16 protein-coding genes are annotated in these 16,717 nt (G+C 38.6%); 14 read left to right on the forward strand and 2 right to left on the reverse strand.

The window, feature by feature from the left end; all coding sequences use genetic code 11:
- Nucleotides 1-9: 9 nt before the first annotated feature.
- The 10 genes from HMPREF0847_RS00525 (at nucleotide 10) to HMPREF0847_RS00570 (ending at nucleotide 10,301) form a co-directional block, all read left to right on the forward strand.
- A complete protein-coding gene (locus HMPREF0847_RS00525) occupies nucleotides 10-1,083 on the forward strand; it encodes a serine hydrolase (protein WP_008809524.1) in 1,074 nt (357 codons plus the stop codon).
- 205 nt (nucleotides 1,084-1,288) lie between these two features.
- Nucleotides 1,289-2,077: a YhfC family intramembrane metalloprotease gene (locus HMPREF0847_RS00530; protein ID WP_008809523.1), complete on the forward strand. Its 789-nt coding sequence runs from the start codon at nucleotides 1,289-1,291 to the stop codon at nucleotides 2,075-2,077.
- Entirely contained in the window at nucleotides 2,055-2,339 is a 285-nt protein-coding gene (locus HMPREF0847_RS00535) for an autorepressor SdpR family transcription factor (protein ID WP_008809522.1), read from the forward strand. The genes HMPREF0847_RS00530 and HMPREF0847_RS00535 overlap by 23 nt, the downstream gene beginning before the upstream one ends.
- Nucleotides 2,326-2,823, forward strand: coding sequence for a DUF1648 domain-containing protein (locus tag HMPREF0847_RS00540; protein ID WP_008809521.1), 498 nt, complete (start codon nucleotides 2,326-2,328; stop codon nucleotides 2,821-2,823). Before HMPREF0847_RS00535 ends, HMPREF0847_RS00540 begins: the two co-directional genes overlap by 14 nt.
- A gap of 76 nt (nucleotides 2,824-2,899) precedes the next feature.
- Entirely contained in the window at nucleotides 2,900-3,586 is a 687-nt protein-coding gene (locus HMPREF0847_RS00545; RefSeq protein WP_008809520.1) for a Crp/Fnr family transcriptional regulator, read from the forward strand.
- Nucleotides 3,587-3,845: 259 nt separating this feature from the next.
- On the forward strand, nucleotides 3,846-5,075 hold the full coding sequence (gene arcA / locus HMPREF0847_RS00550; protein WP_008809519.1) for an arginine deiminase: 1,230 nt from the start codon (nucleotides 3,846-3,848) through the stop codon (nucleotides 5,073-5,075).
- Nucleotides 5,076-5,125: 50 nt separating this feature from the next.
- Nucleotides 5,126-6,142 (forward strand): ornithine carbamoyltransferase, encoded by a 1,017-nt coding sequence (argF, locus tag HMPREF0847_RS00555; protein WP_008809518.1) that lies wholly within the window; start codon nucleotides 5,126-5,128, stop codon nucleotides 6,140-6,142.
- 175 nt (nucleotides 6,143-6,317) lie between these two features.
- On the forward strand, nucleotides 6,318-7,265 hold the full coding sequence (gene arcC, locus HMPREF0847_RS00560) for a carbamate kinase (RefSeq protein WP_008809517.1): 948 nt from the start codon (nucleotides 6,318-6,320) through the stop codon (nucleotides 7,263-7,265).
- 168 nt (nucleotides 7,266-7,433) lie between these two features.
- Nucleotides 7,434-8,948 (forward strand): YfcC family protein, encoded by a 1,515-nt coding sequence (locus HMPREF0847_RS00565; RefSeq protein WP_008809516.1) that lies wholly within the window; start codon nucleotides 7,434-7,436, stop codon nucleotides 8,946-8,948.
- Between the two features lie 18 nt (nucleotides 8,949-8,966).
- Nucleotides 8,967-10,301 (forward strand): dipeptidase, encoded by a 1,335-nt coding sequence (locus HMPREF0847_RS00570; RefSeq protein WP_008809515.1) that lies wholly within the window; start codon nucleotides 8,967-8,969, stop codon nucleotides 10,299-10,301.
- A gap of 36 nt (nucleotides 10,302-10,337) precedes the next feature.
- Here the strand turns inward: HMPREF0847_RS00570 and HMPREF0847_RS00575 are convergent, their stop codons facing one another.
- Together HMPREF0847_RS00575 and queA are read right to left on the reverse strand one after the other, a co-directional pair.
- Nucleotides 10,338-10,808 carry an arginine repressor gene (locus HMPREF0847_RS00575; RefSeq protein WP_008809514.1) on the reverse strand — a complete coding sequence of 157 codons (471 nt, stop codon included), beginning with the start codon at nucleotides 10,806-10,808 and terminating at the stop codon, nucleotides 10,338-10,340.
- Nucleotides 10,809-10,819: 11 nt separating this feature from the next.
- Entirely contained in the window at nucleotides 10,820-11,848 is a 1,029-nt protein-coding gene (gene queA / locus HMPREF0847_RS00580; RefSeq protein WP_008809513.1) for a tRNA preQ1(34) S-adenosylmethionine ribosyltransferase-isomerase QueA, read from the reverse strand.
- A gap of 307 nt (nucleotides 11,849-12,155) precedes the next feature.
- Here queA and nagB point away from each other — a divergent pair, with 307 nt between their 5' ends.
- The 4 genes from nagB to HMPREF0847_RS00600 all read left to right on the forward strand — a co-directional run bounded on the left by nagB (nucleotide 12,156) and on the right by HMPREF0847_RS00600 (nucleotide 16,694).
- Entirely contained in the window at nucleotides 12,156-12,863 is a 708-nt protein-coding gene (gene nagB / locus HMPREF0847_RS00585) for a glucosamine-6-phosphate deaminase (protein WP_008809512.1), read from the forward strand.
- 139 nt (nucleotides 12,864-13,002) lie between these two features.
- Nucleotides 13,003-14,385 carry a DUF1958 domain-containing protein gene (locus tag HMPREF0847_RS00590; protein WP_020992583.1) on the forward strand — a complete coding sequence of 461 codons (1,383 nt, stop codon included), beginning with the start codon at nucleotides 13,003-13,005 and terminating at the stop codon, nucleotides 14,383-14,385.
- A 97-nt stretch (nucleotides 14,386-14,482) separates the two neighbouring features.
- Nucleotides 14,483-15,655: an MFS transporter gene (locus HMPREF0847_RS00595; protein ID WP_008809510.1), complete on the forward strand. Its 1,173-nt coding sequence runs from the start codon at nucleotides 14,483-14,485 to the stop codon at nucleotides 15,653-15,655.
- A gap of 85 nt (nucleotides 15,656-15,740) precedes the next feature.
- The gene (locus tag HMPREF0847_RS00600) at nucleotides 15,741-16,694 is read left to right on the forward strand and encodes a competence protein CoiA (protein WP_008809509.1); all 954 of its coding nucleotides are present in this window, start codon (nucleotides 15,741-15,743) and stop codon (nucleotides 16,692-16,694) included.
- The last annotated feature ends 23 nt before the right edge of the window (nucleotides 16,695-16,717 follow it).

Here is a 16,717-nt window from a genome sequence, read left to right on the forward strand (position 1 = left end):
AGAAAAAATTTGTCTAAAAAATATATAACAATTGCCGTTGCTGTCATTTCCAGCCTCTGCCTGATCGGTTTGTTTATCTTCTTTGCTATTGAGTGGAAGATGGCCTATGAAAAACAAAGTCGGATGAATGCTGAAGCTACAAGCTCTGCTAGTCATCAGAGTCAAAAAGAGAAAGAAGCGGCTATAGAAAAGCCAGAAGAAACCAAGCTTGTTCAAAAAAGTCCTGAAGAAAAGCAAAAGGTCATGGAGGCGGATGGGCCAACTATGGATGCTTTAGGTTTACGTTATGACTATGCCAATTTAGATTTGACTCAGGTAGTTCAGGCTTATTTAGCAGAAACGGGAATTGAACAATCGCAGATTGCCTTTTCTTATAAGGACTTGACGACAGGCCAAACATTTGCCGTGAATGATACTCAGCCTATGACAGCTGGCTCAACTTATAAACTACCACTCAATATGTTGGTAGTAGATGAAGTGGCTGAAGGAAAATTGTCTATGGAAGAGCGCTTTGATATTACCCAAACTCACTTTGAGTATCAAGGAGAGCATGATAATTATGTTGCAGCCTTTAATGGAGCTATGTCGATTCCTGATATGCAAGAGTATTCCTTGGTTTATTCTGAAAATACACCGGCTTATGCTTTGGCAGAGCGTCTGGGCGGGATGGACAAGGCTTATGAGATGTTCAGTCGTTATGGTCAGTCCAAGGGTGATCTGAAAACTATTAGTCGTGAAAATAATAAGACTACAACGGATTATTATATCCAAGTACTAGAATATCTTTCTAAAAATCAAGAGAAATATAAGGATATTCTTTACTATATTGGCGAATCCTTCCCTGGTGAATATTATAAGCGCTATCTACGCGATATTACTATTTATCAAAAGCCAGGATATGTTCGTGAAGCGCTAAATGTTGATGCTCTAGTTATGGAGGAGAAACCCTATATTGTAGCTCTCTATACGGCTTACTTAGGGGGCAGTACTGAATCTAGTGATGAAATCAGCGGACTTGGAATTGAGCAGGTGGGACAACTAGCCTATGTTATCAATGAATGGCATCGGGTTAATAAGAATTGATTGACAATGAATTATAAAATTTTAAAAGTATGCTTAGATACAGATCTGAGCATATTTTTTCTTATAATGAATGATACTTTAAATAGTATAAGTAAAACTCATAAAAGAATCTATTTAGAAAAACATCGAAATATCCTTGACGCTTAAAAGATAGAGGTGTATAATTCTATTTAGAAAATAATCAAAATAGTTTGGGAGAATGACTATGATTACTACACATATTATGATTTCCATGTTGCTTATTCTAGTGGCAGTCTTAGTTCCTGTTATTTATTTCAAAAAGAGCAAGCACATTTCTCTAGTAGTCTTTTTTTTAGGAGGAGTTGGTTTTTATTTATCGAGCCAAGTTCTTGAAAAAATCTTGCACTGGATTGTTTTACAGCCTCAGGCTGATGGGAGTATAGCTTTGCAAACGGAAAATCCTTGGCTATATGTCCTTTATGGTGTTGCTGTGGCAGCTATTTTTGAAGAAACAGCCCGATGGATCGTCTTTTATTTGTTACAAAAGAAGCGCCCGATGACAGTTAGCGATGGCCTGGCTTATGGCTTGGGGCATGGCGGTATTGAGGCTCTGTTTATTGGCATTGTCAGCCTCTTAAACTTTTGGATTATAGCTCAAGCAGTGACTCAGGGGAATGCGCAGTTAGTGACTAAAATTCCTCAAGCAACGATTGACTATATTAAGTCTCTGAGTGCTGGAAGCATCTATCTTTTGGTTTTTGAACGTATCGTGGCAGTAATCTGTCAAGTCTTACTAAGCTTTTGGGTTTGGAAGTCAGTCAAAGAAAAGTCCCTGATTTATTTTCTAGCTGCTCTAGGACTCCATGCTTTGATTGATCTAGCTCCTGCATTGGGACAGATTCAGTTGCTTTCACCTCTAGTTGTTGAAGCGATATTCTTTGTTGAAGTAGTTGGTCTAGCTTATCTGACCAAGAAAATAATGAAGGGTTATCTGAAAGAAGGTTCTTATCATGGGAATCAATCAAACACTTAAAGCCTTAGCGGATCCAGTCCGGAGAAATATTTTAGAAATGCTTAAACAGGGCCCTAAGTCGGCGGGAGAGATAGCTCAAGCTTTTGAGTTAACTCCTGCCACAGTGTCCTACCATTTATCGCAACTGAAAAAGGCTGGCATATTATTAGAAGAAAAAAAGAAAAACTTTATTTATTATAGTTTAGATATCACAGTTTTTGAGGAAATTTTAGTTTGGTTCCAATCTCTCGGAGGAGGAGGAAATGGAAATGAAAAAAAATAACAGACAAGAATTGATCCTGGCATCTGCTCTTATGTTACTACCTGTTTTATATGCTATCTATTTCTATCAAAGATTGCCAGAAAATATGGCTATTCATTTTGATTTGTCTGGGAGGGCTGATGCTTTCTTACCCAAATTTTTGGTAGTTTTTATTTTTCCTATTATAATGATGGTTCTTGAAGCAATTATTTATTGGTCGACAATGGTTAAAGATATAGTCAATAGCAACTTTAAACAGATCATCCGCTGGTTCATTCCCTTCATCTTTGTTTTGTTGTATATGGCTACAATTTATCGGAGCATAGATGAAAACTTTAATATTCGTAAAATAGTACTTATTATAGTTGCTTTCGTTTTACTGATTATAGGAAATTATTTGCCTAAAAAAGTACAAGAAAACAGACGACCCCTGAATAGAAAACTGGCTTATCTTTTTGTTGGAATAGGATTTTTATTGTTTGTAATTGCTATCTTCTGTTTGTAAGCAGAATACATAGATATATCTTTATTTGTAAGCGTATTTATGATATACTGTCATTATCAAATAAAAAAGGGTTATTATGATTAATAAGGAACATTATCAGTTTATCCGCCAGCATCCTGCATTTGAGAATTTTCCAGTAGAGTCTTTTGATAAATTAGCCATTGAAATTCAATTTCATAAGGTTTCGAAAGGTCAAATTATCTTTTTTTCTGGAGATCGGCGTGATCGCCTTTTCCTTCTCTATCAAGGATATGCTCGAATAGAACAGTATGATGCTACCGATACTTTTTCTTATACTGATTATATAAAAAAGGGGAATGTTTTCCCTTATGGTGGCATCTTCTTTGATGAGCGCTATCATTATACTGCAAGTGCTGTGACACAGGTGGAATATTTTAGTATTCCTATGAAATTATTTGAAGATTTTTCTAAGAAAAATGTGAATCAGCTGTTGTTTATTACGCAGAAACTATCCAGAATCTTGGAGTTTCAAGAATTACGCTTGCGAAATGTTGTTGCGGTCAGTGCAACAGACAGAGTTGTTCAGTCCCTTTCGATCTTATGTATGGATTTATGCAAAACAGGGGATGTTTTGCCATTTCCAATTAGTATGAAGGAGTTGGCTAAACTAGGAGCTACAACCCGTGAAACAGTTAACCAGGTTCTCAAAAGGTTGAGAGAAGAAGGACGTATCAGCTATGAGCACAAACAGTTGGTTTTTACTGATAGAGAATATTTTATGAAATATTTCAAAGAAAGTTAGTCTACTGGACCGACTTTCTTTTTTAGCAAAAACAAAGATTTTATCAAAAAAATAAATATTCGCAAAAATCATAAAATATACAAAATATGCAAAGAAAACGCTTCAAAACATAAAAATATCTAAAAAAAATCTAAAAGTGATAAAAATTTGGCATAGAGAGTGTCAGTTTTTTTGTGTAAGTGTTTTCAAAAAATGATAGAATAATATATGTAAACGGGCTTAGGAAAACCTAAACCGCAAAGAATAAGGAGGAAAGTAGATGTCTACACATCCAATTCATGTTTTCTCAGAAATTGGAAAACTGAAAAAAGTTATGTTACATAGACCTGGTAAAGAGTTGGAAAACTTGATGCCAGACTATCTTGAACGTCTGCTCTTTGATGATATTCCGTTTTTGGAAGATGCACAAAAAGAACACGACAACTTTGCTCAAGCGCTTCGCAATGAAGGTATTGAAGTGCTATATCTAGAAAAACTGGCTGCTGAGTCTTTGACTTCACCAGAAATTCGTGACCAATTTATCGAAGAATATCTTGATGAAGCAAATATCCGCGGACGCCAAACTAAAGTGGCTATTCGTGAGTTGCTTCAAGGTATTAAAGATAACCAAGAATTGGTTGAAAAAACAATGGCTGGTGTACAAAAAGCTGAATTACCAGAAATTCCAGAAGCAGCAAAAGGCTTGACTGACTTGGTAGAATCAGATTATCCATTCGCTATTGATCCAATGCCAAACCTTTACTTCACACGTGACCCATTTGCTACAATCGGTAATGCAGTATCACTTAACCACATGTATGCAGATACACGTAACCGCGAAACTTTGTATGGTAAATATATCTTCAAATACCACCCAGTTTACGGTGGAAATGTTGAACTTGTTTATAATCGCGAAGAAGATACTCGTATCGAAGGTGGAGATGAGTTGGTTCTTTCTAAAGATGTATTGGCAGTTGGTATCTCACAACGTACTGATGCTGCATCAATTGAAAAATTGTTGGTAAACATCTTCAAGAAAAACGTTGGCTTCAAGAAAGTATTGGCTTTCGAATTTGCTAATAACCGTAAATTCATGCACTTGGATACAGTCTTCACAATGGTAGACTACGATAAATTTACTATTCACCCAGAAATCCAAGGCAATCTTCGCGTCTTCACAGTAACTTATGAAAACGAACAATTGAAGATTGTTGAAGAAAAAGGAGATTTGGCAGAACTTCTTGCTGAAAACCTTGGTGTTGAAAAAGTAACATTGATTCCATGTGGAGATGGCAACGCTGTTGCTGCAGCACGTGAACAATGGAACGATGGTTCAAACACACTTACAATCGCTCCAGGTGTTGTTGTTGTATATGACCGCAATACAGTTACTAATAAGAAATTAGAAGAATACGGCTTACGTTTGATTAAGATCCGCGGAAGTGAATTGGTTCGCGGTCGTGGTGGACCTCGTTGTATGTCAATGCCATTCGAACGTGAAGAAATCTAAACGTTCAATATCTTAAGAAATTCTAATAGATAGAAAGAGGAAATAAAAGAATGACAAATTCAGTATTCCAAGGACGTAGCTTCCTTGCAGAAAAAGACTTTACCCGTGCAGAGTTAGAATACCTTATTGGTCTTTCAGCTCATTTGAAAGATTTGAAAAAACGTAACATTGAGCATCGTTACCTTGCTGGTAAAAATATTGCTCTCTTGTTTGAAAAAACATCTACTCGTACGCGTGCAGCCTTTACTACAGCAGCTATCGACCTTGGCGCACATCCAGAATATCTTGGTGCTAATGATATTCAGCTTGGTAAAAAAGAATCAACTGAAGATACAGCTAAAGTTTTGGGCCGTATGTTTGATGGTATTGAATTCCGTGGTTTCAGCCAACGTATGGTAGAAGAATTGGCAGAATTCTCAGGTGTTCCAGTTTGGAATGGTTTGACTGACGAATGGCACCCAACTCAAATGTTAGCTGACTACTTGACAGTTCAAGAAAACTTTGGTCGCCTAGAAGGCTTGACATTGGTATACTGTGGTGATGGACGTAACAACGTTGCTAATAGCTTACTAGTGACTGGTGCAATTCTTGGTGTTAATGTTCACATCTTCTCTCCAAAAGAACTCTTCCCAGAAAAAGAAATTGTTGAATTGGCAGAAGGATTTGCGAAAGAAAGTGGCGCTCACATCTTAATCACTGAAGATGCTGACGAAGCTGTGAAAGGTGCTGATGTACTTTACACTGACGTTTGGGTATCAATGGGTGAAGAAGACAAATTTGCAGAACGTGTCGCTCTTTTGAAACCATACCAAGTAAACATGGATTTGGTTAAGAAAGCTGATAACGAAGACTTGATTTTCTTGCACTGCTTGCCTGCTTTCCATGACACAAATACTGTTTATGGTAAGGATGTTGCTGAAAAATTTGGCGTAGAAGAAATGGAAGTAACTGACGAAGTATTCCGCAGTAAATATGCTCGTCATTTCGACCAAGCAGAAAACCGTATGCATACAATTAAAGCAGTTATGGCTGCAACTTTAGGTAATCTTTACATTCCAAAAGTATAACCTTAAAAACAATTAAACTGTAATACCAACAGCTATGAGGGCTGCGACTAATAGCTTTAGTCCGCCCTCATTTTTAATAGTCAAACAGTTTGTCTTTCTAAATTGAAAAATAAACTGGAGGACATTATTGTAATCAAAATTAAAACGCATTTACTTTGCGTTGAAGGAGAATTATATGGCAAATCGTAAAATCGTTGTAGCCTTGGGAGGAAATGCCATCCTTTCATCTGATCCGTCAGCAAAAGCCCAGCAGGAAGCCCTAGTTGAAACTGCCAAGCATTTGGTGAAACTGATTAAAAATGGAGATGACCTTATCATTACTCACGGGAATGGTCCTCAAGTAGGAAATCTCTTGTTACAACATTTAGCAGCTGATTCTGAAAAGAATCCTGCTTTTCCACTCGACTCTCTCGTAGCCATGACAGAAGGAAGCATTGGCTACTGGTTGCAAAATGCTTTGCAAAACGCTCTCTTGGATGAAGGAATTGACAAAAACGTTGCTTCAGTTGTAACACAAGTGGTTGTAGATAAGAACGACCCAGCTTTTGTTAACCTCAGCAAACCAATCGGACCTTTCTATTCAGAAGAAGAAGCAAAAGCAGAAGCTGAAAAGAGCGGAGCAACTTTCAAAGAAGACGCTGGACGTGGCTGGCGTAAAGTCGTTGCTTCACCAAAACCGGTTGACATTAAGGAAATCGACACAATTCGTACTCTTTTAAATGACGGCCAAGTAGTTGTAGCTGCTGGTGGTGGCGGTATTCCTGTCATTAAGGAAGATAACGGTCATCTTTCAGGAGTTGAAGCTGTTATCGATAAAGACTTTGCATCTCAACGTTTGGCTGAGTTAGTTGAAGCTGACCTCTTCATCGTGTTGACAGGAGTAGACTATGTCTTTGTAAACTACAATAAACCTGATCAAGAAAAATTAGAACATGTGAATGTTGCTCAGTTGGAAGAATATATCAAACAAGATCAATTTGCTCCAGGAAGTATGCTTCCAAAAGTTGAAGCAGCTATTGCCTTCGTTAACGGTCGTCCAGAGGGTAAAGCGGTTATTACTTCACTAGAAAATCTGGGTGCTTTGATTGAGTCTGAAAGCGGAACAATTATTCAAAAAGACTGAAATAGATTTTGAACTATAGACTAGTTTAAAAGATTTGCTCTAAAAAACACTGGTATTTTCCATGTCAATATGATAAAATATTGGTGATAAATAAACATTTTCTTGGATATTTATTCAAGAAGAGAGCCTGGTTTTTTGCACTTTGTTAGATTTTAGGAGGAGAAAACAATGAGTGAAGAAACAAAAAAAGGGTTTAGGATGCCTTCTTCCTATACCGTGTTGATTATTATCATTGCTGTTATGGCAGCACTAACTTGGATTATTCCGGCTGGTCAGTATGATGTCAACAAAGAAGGAAACCTGATTGCTGGAACATATAAAGAGGTTGCTTCTAACCCTCAAGGGATTTGGGATGTTCTCATGGCACCGATTCGTGCGATGCTTGGACACGAACCTACAAAGGCAGCGATTGACGTTTCCTTCTTTATCCTGATGGTAGGTGGTTTCCTTGGTGTTGTTAATGAAACTGGAACCTTAGATGTAGGGATTGCTTCTATCGTGAAGAAGTACAAAGGCCGTGAAAAAATGTTGATTGTCATCCTCATGCCTCTGTTTGCCCTTGGCGGTACAACTTATGGTATGGGTGAAGAAACCATGGCTTTCTACCCACTTCTTGTTCCTGTTATGATGGCGGTTGGTTTTGATAGTATTACAGCCGTAGCCATTATCTTACTTGGATCTCAAATTGGATGTTTGGCATCCACTCTAAATCCATTTGCAACAGTTATCGCTTCGGATACAGCAGGCGTGCCGACAGCAGATGGTATTGTGCTACGTCTTATCTTCTGGTTTGTAATGGTTGCAATGAGCACTTACTTTGTTTATCGTTATGCGGATAAGATTCAAAAAGATCCTACCAAATCTTTGGTATATAGCCAAAGAGAAGAAGATTTGAAACACTTCAATGTAACGGATAACGATGATGCACCTTCTGTCTTGAGTAAGAAACAAAAACATGTTTTATATCTCTTCATTGCAACATTTGTTATCATGGTTGCCAGCTTTATCCCTTGGACAGACCTTCATATCAATCTTTTTGAAAACTTTAATTCTTGGTTAACAGGTCTTCCTGTAATTGGTAAAATTATTGGTTCTTCAACTGGGGCTTTAGGTACTTGGTACTTCCCAGAAGGCGCAATGCTCTTTGCCTTTATGGGTATCTTGATTGGTATCGTTTATGGTCTTAAAGAAGACAAGATTATCTCAGCTTTCATGAATGGTGCTGCAGACTTGCTCAGTGTTGCCCTTATCGTTGCGATCGCGCGTGGTATCCAAGTTATCATGAACGATGGTATGATTACTGCGACTATCCTTCACTGGGGTGAACAAGGACTTAAGGGTCTGTCATCTCAACTATTCATTATCTTGACTTACATTTTCTACTTGCCAATGTCATTCTTAATCCCATCTTCATCTGGTCTTGCCAGTGCAACAATGGGTATCATGGCGCCTTTAGGAGAGTTTGTCAATGTTAAAGGAAGCTTGATTATCACTGCTTACCAATCTGCTTCAGGTGTTCTTAACTTGGTAGCACCAACTTCAGGTATCGTTATGGGAGCTCTTGCCCTTGGACGTATCAGCCTTGGTACTTGGTGGAAATTCATTGGTAAATTGATTGTAGCCATTATCGTTGTCAGCATTTTGTTGCTTCTCTTGGGTACCTTCATTCCAGCTATTGGTTAAGAGATGTGAGGTGCTTCCATGAAAAATTATCTAACAGAACAAGTAAAAAAAGAATTTCTCGAATCTTTGAAAACTCTTATTTCCTACCCATCTGTTCTTAATGAAAATGAAAATGGAACACCTTTTGGACAAGCTATTCAAGATGTCCTAGAAAAAACTTTAGAAATTTGTCGAGGAATAGGCTTTACAACCTATCTCGATCCTAAAGGTTATTATGGATATGCAGAAATCGGTCAGGGAGAAGAACTCCTGGCCGTTCTCTGTCATTTGGATGTTGTTCCATCAGGTGAAGAAGCAGATTGGCAAACACCGCCGTTTGTGGCAACTGAAAAAGATGGCTATCTCTTTGGACGCGGTGTTCAGGATGATAAAGGACCGTCAATGGCAGCTTTGTATGCTGTTAAAGCATTGCTAAATAGTGGTGTTCGCTTTAAAAAACGAGTGCGTTTTATTTTCGGGACAGATGAGGAGACACTCTGGCGTTGCATGGGTAGATACAATGAATTGGAAGAAAGGGCGACTCTTGGTTTCGCTCCTGATTCATCCTTCCCATTGACCTATGCTGAAAAGGGGCTTTTACAGGTCAAGTTGCATGGACCCGGGTCCGATTTTATCAAACTTGAAGCTGGTGATGCTTTTAATGTTGTACCAGCTAAAGCTAGTTACCAAGGCCCTTTCTTAGAGAAAGTAATTGCGGGTCTAAGAGCGACAGGCTTTGATTACGAAGTATCGGCTAATCAGGTGACGGTCCTTGGTGTTCCAAAACATGCTAAAGATGCTGCTGAGGGAGTCAATGCAATTGTTCGACTGGCTAAAGTACTCCAAGTTCTTGCTCCCCATCCTACTTTAGCTTTTATTGCTGAAGCGGTAGGAGAAGATGCAACAGGAGCCCACTTATTTGGACCAGTTTCGGATGAACCATCCGGAAGTTTATCCTTTAATATTGCCGGATTGACAGTCGGTGCCGAAGAATCTGAAATCCGAATTGATATTCGAATACCTGTTTTAGCAGACAAAGAAAAATTAGTTCAAACATTGACCAACAAGGCATCTGATTATTGCTTGGCTTATGAGGAGTTTGATTATCTAGCACCTTTATATGTACCAAAAGATAGTGAGTTGGTCAGTACTTTGATGAGTATTTATCAAGAAAAAACTGGTGACGATAGTGCAGCTATGTCATCAGGAGGAGCAACCTTTGCTCGTACCATGCCAAACTGTGTTGCCTTTGGTGCTCTTTTCCCTGGTGCTGAGCAGACGGAACATCAGGCTAATGAACGAGCTAAACTAGATGATCTTTACCGAGCGATGGATATCTATGAGGAAACGATCTTCCGTTTGGCTGGAGAATAAAAATAAAAAGGAGTTGAAATTTTCAACTCCTTTTGCTTATTTACTAAAGAAAAATGGTGGGGCAAATTCTTTAAGCTTATCAAAACATTCAATGGCAGATGAATTGTCTTCGCAGATGATCAAACAGACATCATCTCCACAGACAGTTGCAACGATTTGAGGTAATTCCAGTGCATCCAGAATCGCGCCAAAAGACTGGGCTAGTCCGGGGAGAGTTTTCATGACCACTTGATTCTGAACCGGTCGTAGCATGATGAGGGCATCTTCCATATAAAAACGCAGGCGCTTCTCCCAGCGGGAAGGAGCAATACTATTTATAACATAGTAAGAAATATTGTTCTCAGTGACCTTGACCAGGTTGAGGGCCTTCATATCACGAGACAAGGTTGATTGGGTAACAATAACGCCGTTGGCTTCAAGGAGTTCCTGAAGTTCTTGTTGAGTATGGACTTTTTTCTCCATAATCAGGGAACGAATTAAACGATGTCTACTTTCTATTTTGTTCATAAAATTACCTACTATTTGATAAACATAGCGTCTCCAAAACTGAAGAAGCGGTAACGCTCAGCAATAGCGTGTTCATAAGCCTTTAAGGTTAGGTCTCGTCCAGCAAAGGCTGAGACTAGCATAACTAAAGTTGATTTAGGTAAGTGGAAATTGGTTGAAAAGGCGTCAACAATTTGCCACTGGTAGCCTGGTTTGATAAAAATATTGGTCCACCCAGAATCAGCTTGAATGTCGCCTTGGAACTTATTTCCGATGGTTTCTAGAGTTCGGATTGAAGTTGTTCCGACAGCGATAACACGGTGACCATTTGCCTTAACCTCACGGAGGGTAGCGGCAGCTTCTTCAGACAAAGTGTAAAATTCAGAATGCATTTCGTGGTCATCTAAATTGTCAACAGAAACTGGTCGGAAGGTGCCAAGTCCAACGTGAAGGGTCAGATAAACCAACTTAACTCCCTTGGCTTCAATTTGTGCAAGCAGTTCTTTGGTGAAATGAAGTCCAGCTGTTGGGGCAGCAGCAGAGCCATTCTCTTTAGCATAGACAGTTTGATAACGTTCGCGATCTGCTAATTTTTCATGGATATAAGGAGGCAGGGGCATTTCACCCAAGCTCTCTAGCACTTCTAAGAAGATCCCTTGATAGTCAAAGCGGACAATCCGTCCACCGTGTTCTAGTTCTTCTACAACTGTAGCTGTCAGTCGACCATCCCCAAAGGAAACTTGAGCACCAACTTTCAGACGTTTAGCTGGTTTTGCTAAGACCTCCCAATGATCTCCCTCAATGTTCTTTAAAAGTAAGAGTTCAACGTGACCACCAGTCCCAGGTTTCTCACCGTAGAGACGAGCAGGCAGGACCCGAGTGTTATTCATGACAAGGGCGTCGCCAGGCTGAAGTTGATCAATAATTGAGTCAAAATGCTGGTCAGAAAATTCTCCGCTTGATCGGTCTACAATCAATAAACGGGAGGCATCGCGTTTTTCAAGAGGAGTTTGGGCGATAAGCTCCTCTGGTAAGTGAAAGTCAAAATCGGCAGTGTTCATTATTTCTCCTTAAACAGTCCATATAATCCATAAAAAGTAAGCACAACATAAAATCGGAAGGCTAGTTAGTAAAATCCCAATACAAAGAGCAATCATTCTTAATGTTTTGATGGCTCTAAAAAATAGGCTGAGTACGAGAAAGACAACACCCAGTAAAAATAAAAGTAATAAATACAGTAACATTCTTATATTATATCACGATTTTATCTTTCTTTGCTGGCAAAATTTAAAATATGAAAATTTCTATCTTGACAAAAATTGGTCTATACCATATAATAATATTAGAGAAAAGTTCAGGAGGATTCTGATGAAAATTATTCAAGTAGCTGACCAAAATGAAGGCGGGAAAGTAGCAGTAGAAATCTTAAGAAGCAAGCTAGCAGAAGGCGCTAAAACACTTGGTTTAGCTACTGGTAGTAGTCCGCTTAGTTTCTATAAGGAATTAATTGAAAGCGATATTGATCTCTCTGATTTAGTCAGTGTAAATCTAGATGAGTATGTTGGCTTAGAGGCTGATGATCCCCAATCTTACCATTACTTTATGAATGAAAACCTTTTTTCTCATAAACCTTTTAAAAAGAGTTTTTTACCAAATGGCAAAGCTGAGGATGCTGAAGAAGAGACAGCAGCTTACAACAGAATTTTAGCGGAGAATCCAGTAGATTTCCAAATTTTAGGAATTGGAACTAATGGTCACATTGGTTTTAATGAGCCAGGAACAAGTTTTGAGAGTCAAACCCACCTGGTTGATTTGACTCCATCCACAATCGAGGCAAATGCTCGTTTCTTTGAAACAATCGACCAAGTTCCGACCCAGGCAATTTCCATGGGGATTGCAAATATTATGGCTGCCAAGTCAATTGTCTTGTTTGCTTATGGGAAAGGAAAAGCTCAGGCAATTGCTGGAACAGTAGCAGGACCTGTTACTGAGGAGTTGCCAGCCAGCGTACTCCAGAGACATGAGGATGTTACGATTATTGCAGATGCAGAAGCACTTAGCCTATTAGATAACTAAAAATTCCTGCCTGTTTATCAGGTGGGATTTTTTTGAAAAAATATATCTACTTTTCAGATGTATTTTCTAAAATATTTTCTATTTTGTTTGGGAAATATGATATACTAATTAGTAACGATGAAAAATTAGGAGGCTTCTGGTGAAGAAGAAATGGTTAGCACTTGTTTGCTTGGTAACATTATTATTTGGGGCAGCCACAGTTAGTGCAGATGAGCTCATGGATATTACTCGGAAAGCTTATCCAGACGTAAAAGATATCAACCGTCCCAGATCTTCACTGATTATAGATGGGAACACGGGAGATGTCCTTTGGCAGGATAACATTGATGAAGTTCGAGATCCAGCGAGCATGAGTAAATTGATGACACTTTATCTTTTGTTTGAGGCTATGGGGCAAGGAAAGCTTTCAGAAGATACCATCATCAAAGCTAGCCAGACAGACCAGAATATTGCTGGAATTTATGAAATTTCCAATAACAAAATTGTAGCGGGTGTAGATTATACAATATCTGAGTTGATTACTATGACAGTCGTTCCTTCTTCTAATGCAACGACAGTTATGATCGCAAATTACTTATCTAATAATGATCCAGACGCTTTTTTGGACCAAATGAATAGTAAGGCTAAAGAACTTGGAATGACCAATACACATTGGTACAATGCGAGTGGAGCTGCGGCTTCATCTTTTAAAGGCTTGTATACTCCTCAACGATATGATAATAATGCGGCCAACCAGACAACAGCTCGTGATCTAGCGATCCTTGCTTATAATTTTGTTAAGAAATATCCTGGTATTCTAAAATATACAAACAAGCCAGTAGTTACTGTCAAAAAAGGAACACCTTATGAAGAAACTTTTGAGACTTACAATTACTCAGTTCCAGGAGCCAAGTATGGATTGGAAGGAGTAGATGGCTTAAAAACAGGTTCCAGTCCTAGAGGAGCCTTCAACTATATTGCAACTGTCAAACGTGGTGAACAACGTATTATCAGTGTGATTATGGGGGTCGGAGATTGGTCTGATCAGGATGGTGAGTACTATCGTCATCCATTTGGAAATGCTTTGATTGAAAAAGCCTACGCAGATTACGAATATAAGAAACTCTTGACTGCAGGAGAGCACAAAATTGATGGAAAAACCTATAAGCTTGAAAAGGATTTTTATGGGACTGTCAAAAAAGGAACAAATCCAAAGCTAGTTGTGAAGGATGGCGTTTTGGAAGTTGATAATGGACTTTTAACCCTGTCTACATTAATTAGCGATGGAATGAAAGTAGAACTGGCTGACGATGGAGACTCACCAGTTATGGATTCTAAAAATGATCAAGGAGCAAATTCTTCAAATAAGGCAAAATCTGGACTTTTATTAGATCCCAAATTGCTTTTATTAGTTCCAGTCTTGGTACTTTTTGCGATTGTTTTTCTTGAATCTGGTCGAAGAAAAAAACGGAATCGACCTCTTGCTGGACGCGATAACCTGGAAGATGATTCTCAGAATTATTCGCGTCGAAATGGGCGATAATGTATAGTGGCTGGGATTTCCCAGCCCTTTTGTAATGTTAGAAATACACTCCAATGTTTTTTAATAAGATTTAATATTAGTAAAGAATGAGAGAACGATGTTTAAAAAGTTTTATAATAGCTATCTAGCTTATGTCCTGGTTTATACTTTTTATTTTTTATCCTTTGCCTTGTTTTCAAGCTTGATTTCAGTTTATATGTTGGGGTTGGGCTTTTCAGCTGGTCAGACATCTGTGGTCGTATCGGTCGCTTTTTTTGCTTCGATGCTGGCTCAACCGGTTATGGGAATTTTGAATGACCGCTTGAGTATCAAGAAGGTGACCCTGTTTAGCTTTGGAGCCATTATCTTTATTGCAATCTATTTTATGCAAGTCAGAGATTTGTTAGGCTTAACTATTGGATACAGTTTGGTGGTTATGCTGATTAATGGTGTCAATCCAGTTATGGATGTACTTGCTGCACGAAGTCCCTATACTTATGGAAAAATTCGAATCTGGGGAACGATTGGCTATGCTTTAGGTTCTCAACTGGCTGGTGTACTGTACCAGTATGTTTCTCCTATGGCTATTTTTATTGCTTTCATCGGAGCAATGATCATTACAATTGTCGGTGTCCTTTCCATTAAAATCCGCTCTGAATCTCCCAAATCAGATGAAGCCCCAAAAACCAAGAAAGACTCTTATATCAGTCAGATTTTGACCAATAAAACCTATCTCTACTATTTACTGATTGTTGCTCTTTATTCAGGAGTTGGAAATGCAGGTCATACTTATATTCCTGCCATGTTGCAACATAGTGGTTTGAGTGTTGGAATGGCCTCAACAGTTGTATCAATTTCTGTTATCTGTGAGTCACCTCTGATCTTTTATTCTTATCTTTTTATGGATAAGCTGTCTGCTAAAAAGCTCTTATTGTGTCCTTTACTGATTATGTTAGTCCAATATACAATTTATGGACTCAATCTGGGACTAGCCTCGAAAATCATTTTGACCTTGGCTTCTAAGCATGTTTCAGGTATGCTTCTCATTATGGTCACCTTAAAGATTGTTTCAGCCATTGTGGACTCTAAGTACTTAGTGACCGCTATTGCCTTAGTACAGACTGTTAGAAGCCTTGGCTCCATTTTTATTCAACATTTTGCTGGGGCTGTTATTGATGCAGCGGGATATGAGATGATGAGCTTCTTTCTAGCAGGTTTAATGGTCTTGGTAATAGTTTTAGCTTGGTTTTTAAAGGTACCCGAAAAAGAAGACCAGAAGTTGTTTAGTTGACATTAATTTTAAAAAAATTTTTTGAGCTTTTGATTAAGCTCTTTTCTTTTACGAATAAAGGAAGTAAATGTTTTAGGAGGTATTCATGTTTTCAGCACGTGATAAGGATGGGAAGGTTCTTCATCTATTAAAGGAGTCATCCGTTTCAAAAGGAGAATATTTTTGCCCAGGGTGTGGAGGGCCTGTCCGTTTGAAGCAGGGGAAAATCATGCAACCTCATTTCGCACATATTCGTTTATCAGACTGTCATTATAGTGTTGAAAATGAAAGTAGAGAACATCTAAACCTTAAGGCGGCCCTTTTTCGTTGGGCCAATCAAGCGACAAGAGTAGATGTCGAAGTGTTTTTGCCAGACTTGCAGCAGGTGGCGGATGTCTTAGTTGATGAGCGCCTTGCTTTAGAAGTTCAGTGTAGCAGTCTTTCCCAAGATAGACTTTGGGAGCGAAGTCATAGATATCGCCAAGCTGGCTATCAAGTTCTTTGGCTCCTGGGAAAGAAACTCTGGCTCAGGCAAACTCTGACACCCTTGCAGAAGCAATTCCTATATTTCAGTCAAAACATGGGTTTTCATATCTGGGAATTGGACGAGGAAAGAAAGATATTGAGGATAAAGTATTTGATTCATGAAGACCTTCACGGGCAACTCCAGTATAAAGAAAAAGAATTTCCTTTTGAAAGAGGAAAATTATTAGATATCTTACGATTACCTTTTAGCAAGCAGGAAATGAGTAGTTTCTTAGTGAAGTCAGATTCTGATATTTGCCATTATATCCGTCAGCAACTTTATTATCGAAATCCCAAGTGGATGAAAATACAGGCCAGCTATTATCAAAAAGGAAAAAATCTTTTAACCATGTCTAGAGAAGAATTCTATCCTCAAGTGCGCCCGGTTCGTTCAGACCAGCCCTTGTGTCAGATTTCCCAAGACCTATCTGCTTATTATAAAAACTTCCAGCGCTATTATCAACATTCTCCAGATAAAAAGTACCAGATTGTCTACCCGCCAGCTTTTTACGCAAGTTTAGATCAGTCTTGCTGAAATTTGGTGTAGCACAGTTGTCT

The sequence above is a fragment of the Streptococcus sp. 2_1_36FAA genome, assembly GCF_000161955.2.
In the GTDB taxonomy this organism is placed as follows: Bacteria; Bacillota; Bacilli; order Lactobacillales; family Streptococcaceae; genus Streptococcus; species Streptococcus gordonii.

Excerpts from the sequence above, each read along its gene's own strand:
- HMPREF0847_RS00530 (WP_008809523.1), top strand. The coding sequence starts at position 1,289 with ATGATTACTACACATATTATGATTTCCATGTTGCTTATTCTAGTGGCA.
- arcC (WP_008809517.1), top strand. The coding sequence starts at position 6,318 with ATGGCAAATCGTAAAATCGTTGTAGCCTTGGGAGGAAATGCCATCCTT.
- nagB (WP_008809512.1), top strand. The coding sequence starts at position 12,156 with ATGAAAATTATTCAAGTAGCTGACCAAAATGAAGGCGGGAAAGTAGCA.
- HMPREF0847_RS00540 (WP_008809521.1), top strand. The coding sequence starts at position 2,326 with ATGAAAAAAAATAACAGACAAGAATTGATCCTGGCATCTGCTCTTATG.
- arcA (WP_008809519.1), top strand. The coding sequence starts at position 3,846 with ATGTCTACACATCCAATTCATGTTTTCTCAGAAATTGGAAAACTGAAA.
- HMPREF0847_RS00595 (WP_008809510.1), top strand. The coding sequence starts at position 14,483 with ATGTTTAAAAAGTTTTATAATAGCTATCTAGCTTATGTCCTGGTTTAT.
- HMPREF0847_RS00570 (WP_008809515.1), top strand. The coding sequence starts at position 8,967 with ATGAAAAATTATCTAACAGAACAAGTAAAAAAAGAATTTCTCGAATCT.
- queA (WP_008809513.1), bottom strand. The coding sequence starts at position 11,848 with ATGAACACTGCCGATTTTGACTTTCACTTACCAGAGGAGCTTATCGCC.
- HMPREF0847_RS00565 (WP_008809516.1), top strand. The coding sequence starts at position 7,434 with ATGAGTGAAGAAACAAAAAAAGGGTTTAGGATGCCTTCTTCCTATACC.
- HMPREF0847_RS00600 (WP_008809509.1), top strand. The coding sequence starts at position 15,741 with ATGTTTTCAGCACGTGATAAGGATGGGAAGGTTCTTCATCTATTAAAG.
- HMPREF0847_RS00545 (WP_008809520.1), top strand. The coding sequence starts at position 2,900 with ATGATTAATAAGGAACATTATCAGTTTATCCGCCAGCATCCTGCATTT.
- argF (WP_008809518.1), top strand. The coding sequence starts at position 5,126 with ATGACAAATTCAGTATTCCAAGGACGTAGCTTCCTTGCAGAAAAAGAC.
- HMPREF0847_RS00575 (WP_008809514.1), bottom strand. The coding sequence starts at position 10,808 with ATGAACAAAATAGAAAGTAGACATCGTTTAATTCGTTCCCTGATTATG.
- HMPREF0847_RS00535 (WP_008809522.1), top strand. The coding sequence starts at position 2,055 with ATGGGAATCAATCAAACACTTAAAGCCTTAGCGGATCCAGTCCGGAGA.